Source organism: Enterobacter sp. WP_7_1 (assembly GCF_003688535.1).
Classification (GTDB): Bacteria; Pseudomonadota; Gammaproteobacteria; order Enterobacterales; family Enterobacteriaceae; genus Enterobacter; species Enterobacter asburiae.
Genome location: NZ_REFK01000001.1, coordinates 308,778 through 323,824, shown reverse-complemented (window position 1 = coordinate 323,824; position 15,047 = coordinate 308,778). Strand labels below are relative to the sequence as shown.

Here is a 15,047-nt window from a genome sequence, read left to right as displayed (position 1 = left end):
AATAGCGTAATGCCCGCGCTGTGGGAAGCGCGCTCATTAAATAACCATAAAAGCGGGACGTACAATGAATAAGAAGATTCACTCTCTGGCCTTGCTGGTCAATTTAGGGATTTATGGCGTCGCGCTGCCCGCCGTGGCAGACGACAAAACCGCCTCTGCGCAGCACGAAGATACGATGGTGATCACCGCCGCCGAGCAGAATTTACAGGCGCCGGGCGTGTCAACCATCACCGCCGATGAGATCCGCAAAAACCCGCCCGCGCGCGACGTGGCGGAAATCATCCGTACCATGCCGGGCGTTAACCTCACCGGAAACTCCACCAGCGGCCAGCGTGGCAACAACCGTCAGATTGATATCCGCGGCATGGGCCCGGAAAACACGCTGATCCTGATCGACGGCAAGCCGGTGACCAGCCGCAACTCCATCCGTCTGGGCTGGCGCGGCGAGCGCGACACCCGCGGCGATACCGGCTGGGTACCGCCAGAGATGATCGAACGCATCGAAGTGATCCGCGGCCCGGCCGCCGCGCGCTACGGCAACGGCGCGGCAGGCGGCGTGGTGAACATCATCACCAAAAAATTCGACGACCAGTGGCACGGCTCCTGGAACACCTACCTGAACGCGCCTGAACATAAAGATGAAGGCTCCACCAAGCGCACCAACTTCAGCCTGAGCGGCCCGCTGGGCGGCGACTTCAGCTTCCGCATGTTCGGTAATCTCGATAAAACCCAGGCCGACGCGTGGGACATTAACCAGGGCCACCAGTCCGATCGTACCGGTGCCTACGCCAACACCCTGCCCGCAGGCCGTGAGGGCGTGGAAAACAAGGACATCAACGGCGTGGTGCGCTGGGACTTCGCGCCCATGCAGTCCCTGGAGTTTGAGGCAGGCTATAGCCGCCAGAACAACCTCTACGCGGGCGACACGCAGAACACCAACAACGACAACGCGCTGGTGAAGAAAAACTACGGCAAAGAAACTAACCGTATTTATCGTCAGAACTTCGCGGTCACCTGGAACGGCGGCTGGGACAACGGCATCACCACCAGCAGCTGGGCGCAGTACGAACACACCCGCAACTCCCGCCTGGGCGAAGGGCTGGCGGGCGGGCTGGAAGGCCTGTTCAACAGCAATAAATTCACCGACACCGACCTGGCCGACGTGATGCTGCACAGTGAAATCAACCTGCCGATTGATTTCCTCGTCAACCAGAACCTGACGCTGGGCACCGAGTGGAACCAGCAGCGCATGAAGGACTCTACCTCCTTTACGCAAACCCAGCAGGGCGGCACCATTCCGGGCATGAGCGACGACCGCAGCCCGTACACCTCGGCGGAGATTTTCTCCCTGTTCGCGGAAAACAACATGGAGCTGACCGACAGCACCATGCTGACCCCTGCCCTGCGCTTCGATCATCACACCATCGTCGGCAACAACTGGAGCCCGTCGCTCAACCTGTCGCAGGGTCTGGGCGATGACTTTACACTGAAGATGGGGATCGCGCGCGCCTACAAAGCGCCGAGCCTGTACCAGACCAACCCGAACTACCTGCTGTACAGCAAAGGCCAGGGCTGCTACGCCAGCGGTGACGGCGTGGGCTGCTATATGATGGGCAACGACGACCTGAAAGCGGAAACCAGCATCAACAAAGAGATTGGTCTGGAGTGGAAACGCGACGGCTGGCTGGCGGGCGTGACCTGGTTCCGCAACGACTATCGCAACAAGATCGAAGCGGGCTACGCGCCGATTGGCCAGACGTCCACCGGTAAAGTCACTACCGATATTTACCAGTGGGAAAACGTGCCGAAGGCGGTGGTCGAAGGGCTGGAAGGCTCCCTGAACGTGCCGGTCAGCGACACGATTAACTGGACCAACAACATCACCTACATGTTGCAGAGCAAGAACAAGGAGACCGGCGACCGTCTGTCGATCATTCCGGAGTACACGCTGAACTCAACCCTGAGCTGGCAGGTGCATCAGGACGTGTCGCTCCAGTCGACCTTTACCTGGTACGGCAAGCAGCAGCCGAAGAAGTACAACTACAAAGGTCAGCCTGTGACCGGGTCTGAGAAAGACGAAGTCAGCCCGTACAGCATCGTTGGCCTGAGCGCGACGTGGGACATGACCAAAAACGTCAGCCTGACCGGCGGCGTGGACAACGTCTTCGACAAGCGCCAGTGGCGCGCGGGTAATGCCCAGACAACCGGAAATGCAACCACAGGTGCGTATATGTACGGTGCGGGTGCGTATACGTATAATGAACCGGGTCGCACCTGGTACATGAGCGTGAATACGCGTTTCTGATACAGGCAGTAACTCCCCCTCTCCCTGTGGGAGAGGGCCGGGGTGAGGGCATCAGGCCGCACTATTTGCTGATAGAGGAAAACCATGCACACCATCCACAGCACATTTTCTCTTGCCGGCCACACTGTCCACCACGTCACCTTCGATCCCACCACCTTCACCGACGCCGATCTCCTCTGGCTCCCTCACCACGCTGAGCTTTCAAACGCCGGACGCAAACGTAAGGCCGAGCATCTTGCCGGACGCATCGCCACCGCGCATGCCTTACCCGATCGCATCGTTCCAGGCATCGGCCCCAGCGGCGAACCGCTCTGGTCGGAAGGGGTTTCGGGCAGCATTACCCACAGCGGCACGCAGGCGATGGCGGTTGTCGTCCGTCATCAAGATGCGCTCGTAGGTATTGATTGCGAAGCCATTCTTCCAGACCACGAAGCCCGCGAAATCCAGGACGGCATCGTTGATGCGCAGGAAGCGATGTGCCTGACGCACTCGGGCTACCCTTTTGCGCTGGCATTGACGCTCGCTTTTAGCGCCAAAGAGAGTTTGTTTAAAGCCCTCTTTCCGCAGGTGAAGATTTTCATGGGTTTTGAGTGGGCGAGAGTCACAGAGGTAACGGAAAAAACAATCACGCTGGCGCTTTCGCGCCCGGCTGGACAATATCCTGAAGGTAAACGCTTCACCCTCGTCTGGCAACATGATAACGGGAACGTGTGGACGCTGCTAAATGCCTGATGGCGCTGCGCTTATCAGGCCTACAGTAAACCGGTTTTGTAGGCCGGGTAAGGCATCGCCGCCACCCGGCTTGAGGGCGACGGCGATGCCTTTATAGGTTATTCAGCTCAACTCTCAAACATCCGGGAACATCACGCTATTCCCCGGCGCTTCCCTGTGCAGATGGATAAAGTTCAGGTGCCGTTCATACTGGTCCAGAATGTCCGTAATCACCTGCTCCTTGCTGTAGTCCATCAAATCATTCCCCTGGCTCCCTTCCAGCAGGAAGGTCTCAAGCCGGTAGTAGGTCGACTTCCCGCTGCGCGCCCGGTAGGTAAAACCGGGCACCGAATACTGCTGCGGCCAGATCTGATAAACAAAGTTCTGCTCGTCGCCCATGTGCACCAGCAGGTCCAGGTGCCCCAGGGTCTCGCCATCCTCCGGCGGCAGGTTTTTCAGCTCCACGTACGCACCGCGCAGCTTCAGCTCCTGCGCCACCTCTTCCATTGCCGGGAAGCAGACCGTCTCCATCATCTGTTTGGTGTAGCGCGTGCCCGGGTAGTTCATCAGGCGCGAGAGGCGTTTCTTCCAGCTCAGCCTGTCCTGCGCACCCATCGGACGCGGCGCGGTGTCGCGGCTGGCGCTGACGCGGCGGTAGTCTTCCACCTTAAGCGATTTATACAGCCCGGCCATCACGAAGAAGATGACGAAGCTGAACGGCAGGCCCATGATCACCGTGGTGTTCTGCAGCGCCGAGATGCCGTTGGTCATCAGCATGCCGAGCGTCAGCAGGCCGATGGCGACGGACCAGAAGATGCGCAGCCAGTTCGGCGCGTCGCTGTTGATGTCCTTCAGCTTCGAGGTGAAGTTGCCCAGCACCAGCGCGCCGGAATCCGCCGAGGTGACGTAAAACAGCAGGCCGGTGATGGTCGCCACGGAGGCGCTAAAGGTGAACGCCGGGTACTGCGCCAGCAGGCTGTAGAAGCCGCGCTCCGGGTGCGCCATCGCTTCCTGCGCGAAGGTTGCATTGCCGTGGATGATCTCATGCAGCGCGCTGTTGCCGAAAATCGACAGCCACAGCAGGGTAAAGGTGAAGGGGATAATCAGCGTGCCCATCACAAACTGGCGGATGGTGCGGCCACGTGAAATACGCGCCAGGAACAGGCCGACAAACGGCGACCACGCCACCCACCACGCCCAGAAGAACAGCGTCCAGTTGTTCATCCACTCTACAGGGCGGTCGAAGGCAAAACTGTTCAGCGTCATGCCCATAAAGCGGTTGACGTAGTCGCCTACGTTGAGCACTAAGGCATTGAGCAGGAACGAGGTGTCGCCCATAAACAGCACGAACAGGATCAGGCCCAGCGCCAGCGCCACGTTCAGCTCGGACAGCACGCGGATGCCTTTATCCACGCCCGACGTCACCGAGATGGTGGCGATAATGACGGAGAGCGCAATCAGCGCCGCTTTGGCCGCCATCGAATCCGGGATATCAAACAGCACGCTCAGCCCGTAGTTGAGCTGCACCACGCCAATCCCTAGCGTCGTCGCGATACCAAAAATGGTGCCGATCACCGCCGCGATATCGACGCTATGGCCAATCGGGCCGTTAATTTTTTTACCGAAAATCGGATACAGCGCGGAGCGGATGGTGAGGGGCAAATTATAACGATAGCTAAAGTATCCGAGCGCCATGCCCATCAGGGCGTACATCGACCAGCCCGTCAGGCCGTAGTGGAACAGCGTCCAGACCATCGCCTGGCGCGCGGCCTCCATCGTCTGCCCCGCCCCTTCCGGCGGCTGCATATACTGCGTGACCGGTTCCGCCACGGAGAAGAACATCAGGTCGATGCCGATGCCCGCGGCAAACAGCATCGCGGCCCAGCTCAGCAGGCTGAACTCGGGCTTGGACTGCTCAGGCCCGAGCTTCACCGAGCCGAAGCGCGAGCAGGCGATGCAGACCACGAAGACGATATAGAGCGTCGCGGCCAGCAGATAGTACCAGCCGAAGGTCTTCGACACCCAGTTCAGGGTGCGCCCAATCCACTCGGCAGAAAAATCACGAAAGAAGATGGTCGTCAGGGAAAACAACAAAATCAGCCCGGCGGACGTATAAAAAACGACCGGGTTGATTTTGTCTTTTTCTCTGTCTTGTGAAAGGTCTGTCATCCAGTATCCCCACTGTTTTTGTAACTATTGAAATCCAAATCCGCAACAATTAAGACACATTTTATATTGAACGTCCAATCAAAAACCGCTTTAATGTATTACCAACGCTGATGAATGGAGTGGCAAAAATGCCCAAAGTGGGGATGCAGCCGATCCGGCGCAGGCAGCTTATCGACGCCACGCTGGAAGCAATAAATGAAGTGGGAATGCACGACGCGACGATCGCGCAGATCGCCCGTCGGGCGGGCGTTTCCACGGGGATCATCAGTCACTACTTCAAAGACAAAAACGGTCTGCTGGAAGCGACCATGCGCGACATCACCGGCCAGCTGCGCGACGCGGTTTTGAGCCGCTTACGCGCCCTGCCGAACGCCAGCGCGGAGCAGCGCCTGCAGGCAATTGTCGGCGGCAATTTTGATGAAACCCAGACCAGCAGTGCGGCGATGAAGGCCTGGCTGGCCTTCTGGGCGAGCAGCATGCATCAGCCGATGCTCTACCGCTTGCAGCAGGTGAGCAGCCGTCGTCTGCTGTCGAACCTGGTGTACGAGTTCCGCCGCGAGCTGCCGCGCGAACAGGCCGAAGAGGCGGGCTACGGCCTGGCGGCGCTGATCGACGGGCTGTGGCTGCGCGCCGCGCTGAGCGGCAAGCCGCTGGATAAAACCCTGGCGCAGTCGCTCACCAGCCACTTCATCAGCCAGCATTTACCGACCGAATAACCGAGGAGAAATTATGTCCCGAATGGCAGAACAGCAGCTTTATATCAATGGTGGTTATACCTCCGCCACCAGCGGTCGCACCTTCGAGACCATCAACCCGGCCAACGGTGAAGTCCTGGCGAGCGTACAGGCCGCCGGACGCGAAGACGTGGACCGCGCCGTCGAAAGCGCAAAACGCGGACAAAAAATCTGGGCGGCGATGACCGCCATGGAGCGCTCGCGCGTTCTGCGTCGCGCCGTTGATATCCTGCGCGAGCGCAACGATGAGCTGGCGAAGCTGGAAACCCTCGACACCGGTAAAGCGTATTCCGAAACCTCCACCGTCGATATCGTCACCGGCGCGGACGTGCTGGAGTACTACGCGGGGCTGATCCCGGCGCTGGAAGGCAGCCAGATCCCGCTGCGTGAGACCTCGTTCGTCTACACCCGCCGCGAGCCGCTGGGCGTGGTGGCGGGCATCGGGGCGTGGAACTACCCGATCCAGATCGCCCTGTGGAAATCCGCCCCGGCGCTGGCGGCGGGCAACGCAATGATCTTCAAGCCAAGCGAGGTCACCCCGCTCACCGCCCTGAAGCTTGCCGAGATCTACACCGAAGCGGGCCTGCCGGACGGCGTATTTAACGTCCTGCCGGGCGTGGGCGCGGAGACCGGCCAGTACCTGACCGAGCATCCGGGCATTGCCAAAGTCTCCTTCACCGGCGGCGTCGCCAGCGGCAAAAAGGTGATGGCCAACTCGGCGGCCTCGTCCCTGAAAGAGGTGACGATGGAGCTGGGCGGTAAATCCCCGCTGATTATTTTCGACGACGCCGATCTGGATCTCGCGGCAGACATCGCCATGATGGCGAACTTCTTCAGCTCCGGCCAGGTGTGCACCAACGGCACCCGCGTGTTCGTGCCCGCGAAATTCAAGGCCGCGTTTGAGCAGAAAATCGTCGAGCGCGTGGGCCGCATCCGCGCGGGCGATCTGTTCGATGAACGCACCAACTTCGGCCCGATGGTCAGCTTCCCGCACCGCGACAGCGTGCTGCGCTACATCGCCAAAGGCAAAGAGGAAGGCGCGCGCGTACTGTGCGGCGGCGACGCGCTGAGAGGCGAAGGCTTCGATAACGGCGCGTGGGTCGCCCCGACCGTGTTCACCGACTGCACCGACGAGATGACCATCGTGCGCGAAGAGATTTTCGGCCCGGTGATGTCCATCCTCACCTATGAAAGCGAAGAAGAAGCCATTCGCCGCGCCAACGACACCGACTACGGTCTGGCGGCGGGCATCGTCACTGCCGACCTGAACCGCGCGCACGGCGCCATTCATCAGCTCGAAGCGGGCATCTGCTGGATCAACACCTGGGGTGAATCCGCCGCAGAGATGCCGGTCGGCGGCTACAAACACTCCGGCATTGGCCGCGAGAACGGCGTGATGACGCTGCAGAGCTACACCCAGGTGAAGTCCATCCAGGTTGAGATGGGTAAATTCCAGTCCATATTTTAACCGGGAGGTTTATTTGCAATTTGACTACATCATTATCGGGGCCGGCTCTGCCGGCAACGTGCTGGCAACGCGACTGACTGAAGATCCGAATACGACCGTCCTGCTGCTTGAGGCGGGCGGGCCGGACTACCGCTTTGACTTCCGCACCCAGATGCCCGCCGCGCTGGCGTTTCCGCTGCAGGGCAAGCGCTACAACTGGGCGTATGAAACCGAGCCAGAGCCTTACATGAACAACCGCCGCATGGAGTGCGGACGCGGCAAAGGGCTGGGCGGCTCGTCGCTGATCAACGGCATGTGCTACATCCGCGGTAACGCGATGGACCTCGACAACTGGGCCAAAGAAACGGGCCTTGAGCACTGGAGCTACCTCAACTGCCTGCCCTACTACCGCAAGGCGGAGACGCGCGACGTGGGGCCGAACGACTACCACGGCGGCGACGGTCCGGTGAGCGTCACCACCTCGAAACCGGGCGTGAACCCGCTGTTTGAGGCGATGGTGGAGGCGGGCGTGCAGGCGGGCTACCCGCGCACCGAGGATCTCAACGGCTATCAGCAGGAAGGCTTCGGCCCGATGGACCGCACGGTCACGCCGCAGGGCCGACGCGCCAGCACCGCGCGCGGCTATCTGGACCAGGCTAAAAAGCGCCCGAACCTGACCATCCGCACTCACGCCATGACCGATCATATTATTTTTGACGGCAAGCGCGCGGTGGGCGTCGAGTGGCTGGAGGGCGAAAGCACTATCCCGTCCAGAGCGACGGCCAATAAAGAGGTGCTGTTGTGTGCGGGCGCGATTGCCTCCCCGCAGATCCTCCAGCGCTCCGGCGTGGGCAACGCGGAGCTGCTGAAGCAGTTCGATATCCCGCTGGTGCACGACCTGCCCGGCGTGGGCGAAAACCTGCAGGATCACCTGGAGATGTACCTCCAGTACGAATGCAAAGAGCCGGTCTCCCTCTACCCTGCCCTGCAGTGGTGGAACCAGCCGAAGATTGGCGCCGAGTGGCTGTTTGGCGGCACCGGCGTGGGCGCGAGCAACCACTTCGAAGCGGGCGGTTTTATCCGCAGCCGCGAAGAGTTCGAATGGCCGAACATTCAGTACCACTTCCTGCCGGTAGCGATTAACTATAACGGTTCGAACGCGGTAAAAGAGCACGGCTTCCAGTGCCACGTTGGCTCCATGCGCTCCCCGAGCCGCGGCCACGTGCGCATCAAGTCCCGCGATCCGCACCAGCATCCGGCGATCCTGTTCAACTATATGTCACACGAGCAGGACTGGCAGGAGTTCCGCGACGCTATCCGCATCACCCGCGAGATCATGCACCAGCCCGCGCTGGACAAATATCGCGGTCGCGAAATCAGCCCGGGCGTCGAGTGCCAGACCGACGAGCAGCTGGACGAATTCGTGCGTAACCACGCCGAAACGGCCTTCCACCCGTGCGGCACCTGCAAGATGGGTTACGACGAGATGGCGGTGGTCGACGGCGAAGGCCGCGTTCACGGGCTGGAAGGGCTGCGCGTGGTGGATGCGTCGATCATGCCGCAGATCATCACCGGCAACCTGAACGCCACCACCATTATGATTGGCGAGAAGATTGCCGACGCGATCCGCGGGCGCGAGCCGCTGGCGAAGAGCACGGCGGCGTATTATGTGGCGAACGGGGCGCCGGTTCGACGCTGAAAATATTTCTCTTTACACTGGCCCTCTCCCCATAGGCTGAGGGATCCCCAGTAATTTTTAGCAGCAGTAATAATGTTGTTTAAGAACGACTGAAGCCTTTCAGCGATGCCCTGGTCCGGCTGTAAATCGCTGAGGCGTTTGCCTTCCGGCCGGGGCGAGGCGCATGGATGCGCCGAGAGGGCGGGCTTTACAGGGACGTTACCTCCGCCCGTCCCCGATAAGCCGGAAGGAATACGCCGAGGGCACCGCGAAGCGGCGATTTACCGCCGGGAGCCCGGGTCGCCAGGGTGGTGGCGACTGAGCCACCCTGGCACGTTCACCGGTTACGGTGTTACAGAGTAGCAAGGAACATAAAGTGAACGGAATGACCACCACAGCTGTATGTTCCCCTCACCCTAACCCTCTCCCCGGAGGGGCGAGGGGACTGTTCCGTGCTGGCATTACTTTGTGGGGCCCCCTCAGCCCCATAGGGGATTAACCTACCCCGCCAAAAATTTATTTTCATTTGCCTGCATCCAGTTTCCCCTCTGTCCTCGTATGTGAGTATGTGAGCAACGCCTTTGCTCCTTAATCCGAGGATAAATGATGAAAAAGCTACTCAGTGTTGCATTCGTATCCAGCGCTTTACTCTTCTGTGCAGGCGCATCAGCGGCCATGACGTCAGGCTCCGTGATGGTGGGCGGAGCGGAAATGTTCCCGAGCAAAAACATTGTTGAAAACGCTGTGAACTCAAAAGATCACACCACTCTGGTGGCGGCGGTTAAAGCGGCCGGGCTGGTGGATACGCTGCAGAGCAAAGGGCCATTCACCGTCTTTGCGCCCACCGATGCGGCATTTGCAAAATTGCCTGCGGGTACGGTGGACAATCTGGTGAAGCCGGAAAATAAAGCACTGCTCACCAGTATCCTGACCTATCACGTGGTTGCGGGTAATTACGATATGAAAGCGCTGGAGCAGAAAATTAAACAGGGCGGCGGCCACGCGGAGCTGAAAACCGTTAACGGTCAACCGCTGTGGATCATGAGTAACGGCCCGCACAATATTCAGCTCAAGGATGGCAAAGGTAACGTGGCGAACATCAGCACCTATGACGTCCATCAGAAAAATGGCGTGATCGATGTGATTGATACCGTCCTGATGCCTAAGTAGTTGTCTATACTTCGGAAGTGTGACGTTGCCTTCCGGGAAAAACATGGATAACGCGCTGGCTCAACAGCAGTTGAAATTAATGCAGGCGATCGCTAACGGCGATCGCCGCGCATTTGAACAACTTTACCGACTCACATCGCCTCACCTGTTTGCCGTCGCGCTGCGCATGCTTCATCATCGCGCCTGGGCAGAAGAGATCCTTCACGACTGTTTTGTCACCGTCTGGAGTAAAGCCGAAACCTATAACGCCGCCCTGAGCTCTCCGATGACCTGGCTTACGCATATTGTTCGCAACCGCTGTATTGACTGGCTACGCAGCGGGCAAACCCGGGCTGCCGCCCGCGAGGAGTCGTATTCCGAAGAGAGTCTGCTTAGCGAAAACGATGAGCAAAACAACTGGCACGACGACGCGCAGGCAGCACGGCTCAGGCACTGTCTGGATCATCTGAGTCATGAACAGCGCCAGAGCATTGCGCTCGCCTACTATCAGGGCATGTCCCACAGCGACATTGCCGATTGGCTCCAGCAGCCCGTGGGCTCGGTAAAAAGCTGGATCCGCCGCGCGATGGATCATCTTCGGGAGTGCGTGGGCCTATGAATGACAGCGAAAAACGCGATGACATGCTGGCTGCGGAGTATGCCCTCGGTACCCTGCGCGGAGGGGCGCGGCTTCAGTTCCAGAAAAGACTTGCCGCTGAGCCCGGTCTGGCCGCCCGCGTGGCGTACTGGCAGGAGACGTTCTGCACGCTCGACAGCCATCTCGCGCCCGTTACCCCACCCGAAAGAGTATGGAAGCGGATCGCCCTCGAACTGCCGCCGAAAAAGCCTTTGCGCCAAAGCCGGCCTTATCTCGGCTGGATGGTCGCGGCCGGCATCGCCGCCGTTAGCGCGGTAGCCTGGTATACCACCCGCCCGCCGGAACTCGCACCGCTGATGGTGCTCAACGATGCCCAACAGCACGGACAGTGGGTCGTCAGTACAGACGCCCGCCGCCAGTATCTGAGCATCACCCCTCTCAGACCGAACGCTGTCGCGGCGCAAAACAGCCTGCAGCTTTGGCTTATTCCTGCCGGGAAGGCCCCGATATCCCTTGGGCTGCTGCAAAGTGATATACCGACTCATGTTGCCCTCAGGAACAACACCCTTACCCCTGACGCGATGATAGCCATAAGCCTTGAACCTGAGGGGGGATCACCCACCGGTCAACCCACCGGCCCCGTGCTGTACAGCGGCAAGATTTAATCCTCCGGCCTTGTTCGCAGGGCCGCGCGCCTCTTAATCTGCCTTCCCCGGATTTACGCCCGCGTGATAAGAAAAGAGAGATTTTTCAATACTCAATCCTGTACATAATATTGACTGTTACATATAAGAATTAAATATTAGCACCGCAATGAATTTTATTATTTGAAACTTTATTGACACTCTCCCTGCAACTCCATTAAGTTTAAATCGAATGCTATTTAATTTGATATATACAATATATTTTTAAAAAGGGTTAAAGAATTCGTCATCATTCTTTAATCCTGCTCTGCATTTTATTTTTTTGAATCACACAACAGTGAGATAAGATCATGAATAATAGTGCAAACAAAGTTGTTGTTATCACCGGTGCCAGCAGCGGTATTGGTGAGGCCATTGCCCTTCATCTGGCAAATAAACCTTTCTCTCTGGTGCTGGTTGCCCGTCGTCTGGAGAGAATTAACGCCCTGGTGGATCGCATTATTCAGCAGGGCGGCCGGGCGATTGCCGTGAAGGCGGACGTGACCCGACAGGAGGAGGTTCAGCGCGCGATTGACGCAGCCGTCGCCGCATACCAGCGCGTCGACGTGCTGATCAACAACGCGGGCTTTATGGCGATTGCCCCCCTCAGCGAGCTGAAAACCGATGAGTGGGACCGGATGATCGATACCAATATCAAAGGCGTGCTGTACGGTATCGCAGCGGCATTCCCGGTATTCCAGCGTCAGGGGAGCGGACACTTTATTAACGTGGCCTCCGTGGCGGGTATCAAGGTCCTTGCCCCCGGCGGCGTGGTGTACAGCGCCACGAAATTCGCCGTCCGCGCCCTGAGTGAAGGCTTACGTCAGGAAGCGGGGAAAACCGTTCGGACGACCCTTATTTCCCCCGGCGCCGTTGAAAGCGAGCTGCAGTTTGGCAGCTCTGATGCCCCGAGCAAACAGTTCCTGCATGAATTTTATAAGCAGGCTATTCCGGCAGAGTCGATTGCCAGAGCCGTCTTATTTGCTATCGAACAGCCTGGCGACGTTGATGTAAATGAAATAATTGTCCGTCCTACGCAGGAAGAATTTTAGCATGAGTTAAATAACGCTGAATAAGGTGTCATTATGATTAAATCATTAACGTCCACATCAGATTTAAATATGCGATCGGGTGCTGATATTCTCCTTGAAGTGCTGGAGAGTGAAGGTGTGGAATATATTTTTGGCAACCCCGGCACCACCGAACTTCCGCTCATTGATGCACTTCTTCGCCATGAAAATATTCATTATATTCTGGCACTCCAGGAGAGCAGCGTGGTCGCCATTGCCGACGGCTACGCGAAAGCCTCCGGCAAGACCGGTTTTATCAATTTGCATACCGCCAGCGGTCTTGGGCACGGCATGGGGAATCTCATTAATTCGCGGATCATGAAAACGCCGCTGGTTGTCACCGTCGGGCAACAGGACACGCGGCACTACGTGCGCGACCCGCTCCTGTACGATGACATTGTCTCCATTGGATCGCCGGTGGTGAAATGGGCGCAGGAGGTCACCAGCGCCGATCAGCTCCCGGTTCTTGTGCGCCGCGCCTTTCACGCCGCCAGCTACCCTCCCGCGGGTCCGGTGCTGCTATCCCTGCCAATGAACGTGATGGAAGAACTGAGCGACGCCGGGATACAAACGGCCTCTAAAGTGAACTACCACACCGTGGCGGGCTCGCTGGACGAACTGGCCGAAGAGTTGAGCCAGGTTACGCCCGGCAGGATCATGATTGTGGCGGGGGATGAAGTTCACTCCAGCGGCTCGACGCAGGAGATTGTCCAGCTTGCTGAAGCGCTCGGCGCCCACGTCTACGGCTCCTCCTGGCCGTTGAACCTTCCCTTTCCCACGCAGCACGCGCTCTGGCGCGGCAATATGCCCACCACCGCAAATGAAATCGCCAGCGTCGTTAATGCCTACGATGCGGTGTTTATCATCGGCGGCAGAAGCCTGATTACCATTTTGTATAGCGAGGGCGAGGCCATTCCGGAAACCTGCGCGGTGTATCAGCTCTCGGCGGATATGAACGAGCTGGGACGCACCTACGCCACCCGTCTCTCGGTGATGGGGGATATAAAACTCTCCCTGAAGGAACTGTTGCCGAAGCTTGAGCAACGCCGGGTGGCAAGCAAATTGACGCATCAGCGGCTGCTCAAAGCGGCACGCGCTGAACGTGAAAAAGAGTGGCAACTGCAGGAAGAACGCCTGGCAGCCGAGCGGCTGCGCCCGGCGATTTCGCCGATGGTCGCGGCCTACGAGGTGATAAAGTCCGTTCCGCCTGGCATAACGATTGTCGACGAGGCGATTGCAACGGCCAGACACGTTCGCCGGTTTATCTCCGACCAGCAGCACCCGCGCTATTACTTTATGCGCGGCGGCGGTCTGGGCTGGGGAATGCCTGCAGCAGTCGGTCACTCGCTGGGGCTGGGGCGCGAGCCGGTTGTGTGTCTGGTTGGCGACGGCGCCTCCCTGTACTCGCCGCAGGCGCTCTGGACGGCGGCGCACGAAAATCTGCCCGTCACCTTTATCGTGATGAATAACCTGGAATACAACATCCTGAAAAACTTCATGAAAGGACAGCCGGGCTACAGTTCGACAAAGCTGGGTCGTTTTATCGGGATGGATCTGATTAACCCGCGAATTGATTTCCAGTCGCTGGGCGCCGCGATGGGTATCCGCTGCTGCCGGGTGACCCAGGCCGCGGATATCGCCACGGCGGTGACGCAGGGGCTACAGTCCGGAAAAACCAATTTGATTGAAATTGCCATTTCCGCAGATTGATCGACCGTTTCAGATGTACCCTACATAAAACACTTATAACCGAAACGCCTCAAGCCGCTTAATCTGCCGCCCTTCCCCGTCAAAATTCTCTGCCGCCAGCCAGGCGCGCAGCTCGGCGTCTCTTTGCGGCCACTCGCGGTCAATAATAGAAAGCATATCGCTGTCGCGGTTGCGCCCTTTGCGCACCAGCTTCTGGCGCAGGCGTCCTTCCCAGACAAATCCCAGCCGCTCCGCCGCATTGCGTGACGCAATGTTCATGGAATCGCACTTCCACTCGACGCGCCGGTAGCCGTGCTCAAACGCATTTTTCAGCAGTAGCCACACCGTTTCGGTACCCATCCGGGTTCCTTTCATCTTGCGCGACCAGGTCACGTGACCAATTTCCACCGACCCCAGCAGCCGCTCGTTAGCCATATAGCTCACCAGCCCCACCGCGCGTTCAGTGCGTAAATCAATGACGGCAAACGGCACCAGCTCATCGTCCATAACCTTAGCCACGATCCAGTGCGCAGTGGCTTCCACGCTCGCTGGCTGCGTGCTGGCAAGCCACGTCCAGTCGCTGTCGTCGCCCAGCGCGTAGGCCTCATAGAGATCGGCCGCGTGGCGATCGGCATCCAGCGGCTCCAGGCGGCAATACTGGCCGAACAGCGGCGTGCGGGTTAATACGCGCGCGCCTCTCCAGTCTGGAACGATATCGTTAACGGTTTGACCATGTTGATTGATTTCGGGCACGGCGGTGACTCCCTGAAAGGTAAGGAGTTTGTTATAGCAGGTTAAAAAGCGGGCGAAAAGC

The 15,047-nt window shown here is 58.7% G+C and carries 12 protein-coding genes; 10 read left to right on the top strand and 2 right to left on the bottom strand.

Annotation, left to right across the window (positions count from 1 at the left end; translation table 11 throughout):
• Window positions 1-64 precede the first annotated feature (64 nt).
• Both BJ885_RS01565 and entD read left to right on the top strand, forming a co-directional pair.
• Window positions 65-2,305: a TonB-dependent siderophore receptor gene (locus BJ885_RS01565; protein ID WP_121931034.1), complete on the top strand. Its 2,241-nt coding sequence runs from the start codon at window positions 65-67 to the stop codon at window positions 2,303-2,305.
• A gap of 84 nt (window positions 2,306-2,389) precedes the next feature.
• Window positions 2,390-3,037 (top strand): enterobactin synthase subunit EntD, encoded by a 648-nt coding sequence (entD, locus tag BJ885_RS01560; RefSeq protein WP_121931033.1) that lies wholly within the window; start codon window positions 2,390-2,392, stop codon window positions 3,035-3,037.
• Window positions 3,038-3,151: 114 nt separating this feature from the next.
• On the opposite strand, the gene betT is transcribed toward entD, so the two are convergent.
• On the bottom strand, window positions 3,152-5,185 hold the full coding sequence (gene betT / locus BJ885_RS01555) for a choline BCCT transporter BetT (RefSeq protein ID WP_121931032.1): 2,034 nt from the start codon (window positions 5,183-5,185) through the stop codon (window positions 3,152-3,154).
• 128 nt (window positions 5,186-5,313) lie between these two features.
• Between betT and betI the strand changes: the two genes are divergently transcribed.
• From betI to BJ885_RS01515, 8 genes are all read left to right on the top strand, one after another.
• On the top strand, window positions 5,314-5,901 hold the full coding sequence (betI, locus tag BJ885_RS01550; RefSeq protein WP_059346312.1) for a transcriptional regulator BetI: 588 nt from the start codon (window positions 5,314-5,316) through the stop codon (window positions 5,899-5,901).
• Between the two features lie 13 nt (window positions 5,902-5,914).
• A complete protein-coding gene (betB, locus tag BJ885_RS01545; protein ID WP_121931031.1) occupies window positions 5,915-7,387 on the top strand; it encodes a betaine-aldehyde dehydrogenase in 1,473 nt (490 codons plus the stop codon).
• Window positions 7,388-7,400: 13 nt separating this feature from the next.
• On the top strand, window positions 7,401-9,065 hold the full coding sequence (gene betA / locus BJ885_RS01540; protein ID WP_121931030.1) for a choline dehydrogenase: 1,665 nt from the start codon (window positions 7,401-7,403) through the stop codon (window positions 9,063-9,065).
• A 585-nt stretch (window positions 9,066-9,650) separates the two neighbouring features.
• Window positions 9,651-10,214: a fasciclin domain-containing protein gene (locus BJ885_RS01535; RefSeq protein ID WP_023334833.1), complete on the top strand. Its 564-nt coding sequence runs from the start codon at window positions 9,651-9,653 to the stop codon at window positions 10,212-10,214.
• Window positions 10,215-10,257: 43 nt separating this feature from the next.
• Entirely contained in the window at window positions 10,258-10,812 is a 555-nt protein-coding gene (locus BJ885_RS01530; protein ID WP_121931029.1) for an RNA polymerase sigma factor, read from the top strand.
• Window positions 10,809-11,456, top strand: a complete 648-nt coding sequence (locus tag BJ885_RS01525; RefSeq protein WP_121931028.1) for an anti-sigma factor domain-containing protein — start codon at window positions 10,809-10,811, stop codon at window positions 11,454-11,456. The genes BJ885_RS01530 and BJ885_RS01525 overlap by 4 nt, the downstream gene beginning before the upstream one ends.
• 329 nt (window positions 11,457-11,785) lie before the next feature.
• On the top strand, window positions 11,786-12,526 hold the full coding sequence (locus BJ885_RS01520; RefSeq protein WP_047648462.1) for an SDR family oxidoreductase: 741 nt from the start codon (window positions 11,786-11,788) through the stop codon (window positions 12,524-12,526).
• A gap of 33 nt (window positions 12,527-12,559) precedes the next feature.
• Window positions 12,560-14,254 carry a thiamine pyrophosphate-binding protein gene (locus BJ885_RS01515; protein WP_121931027.1) on the top strand — a complete coding sequence of 565 codons (1,695 nt, stop codon included), beginning with the start codon at window positions 12,560-12,562 and terminating at the stop codon, window positions 14,252-14,254.
• A gap of 33 nt (window positions 14,255-14,287) precedes the next feature.
• Here the strand turns inward: BJ885_RS01515 and BJ885_RS01510 are convergent, their stop codons facing one another.
• Window positions 14,288-14,986 carry a GNAT family N-acetyltransferase gene (locus tag BJ885_RS01510; RefSeq protein WP_047648788.1) on the bottom strand — a complete coding sequence of 233 codons (699 nt, stop codon included), beginning with the start codon at window positions 14,984-14,986 and terminating at the stop codon, window positions 14,288-14,290.
• Window positions 14,987-15,047: the final 61 nt, after the last annotated feature.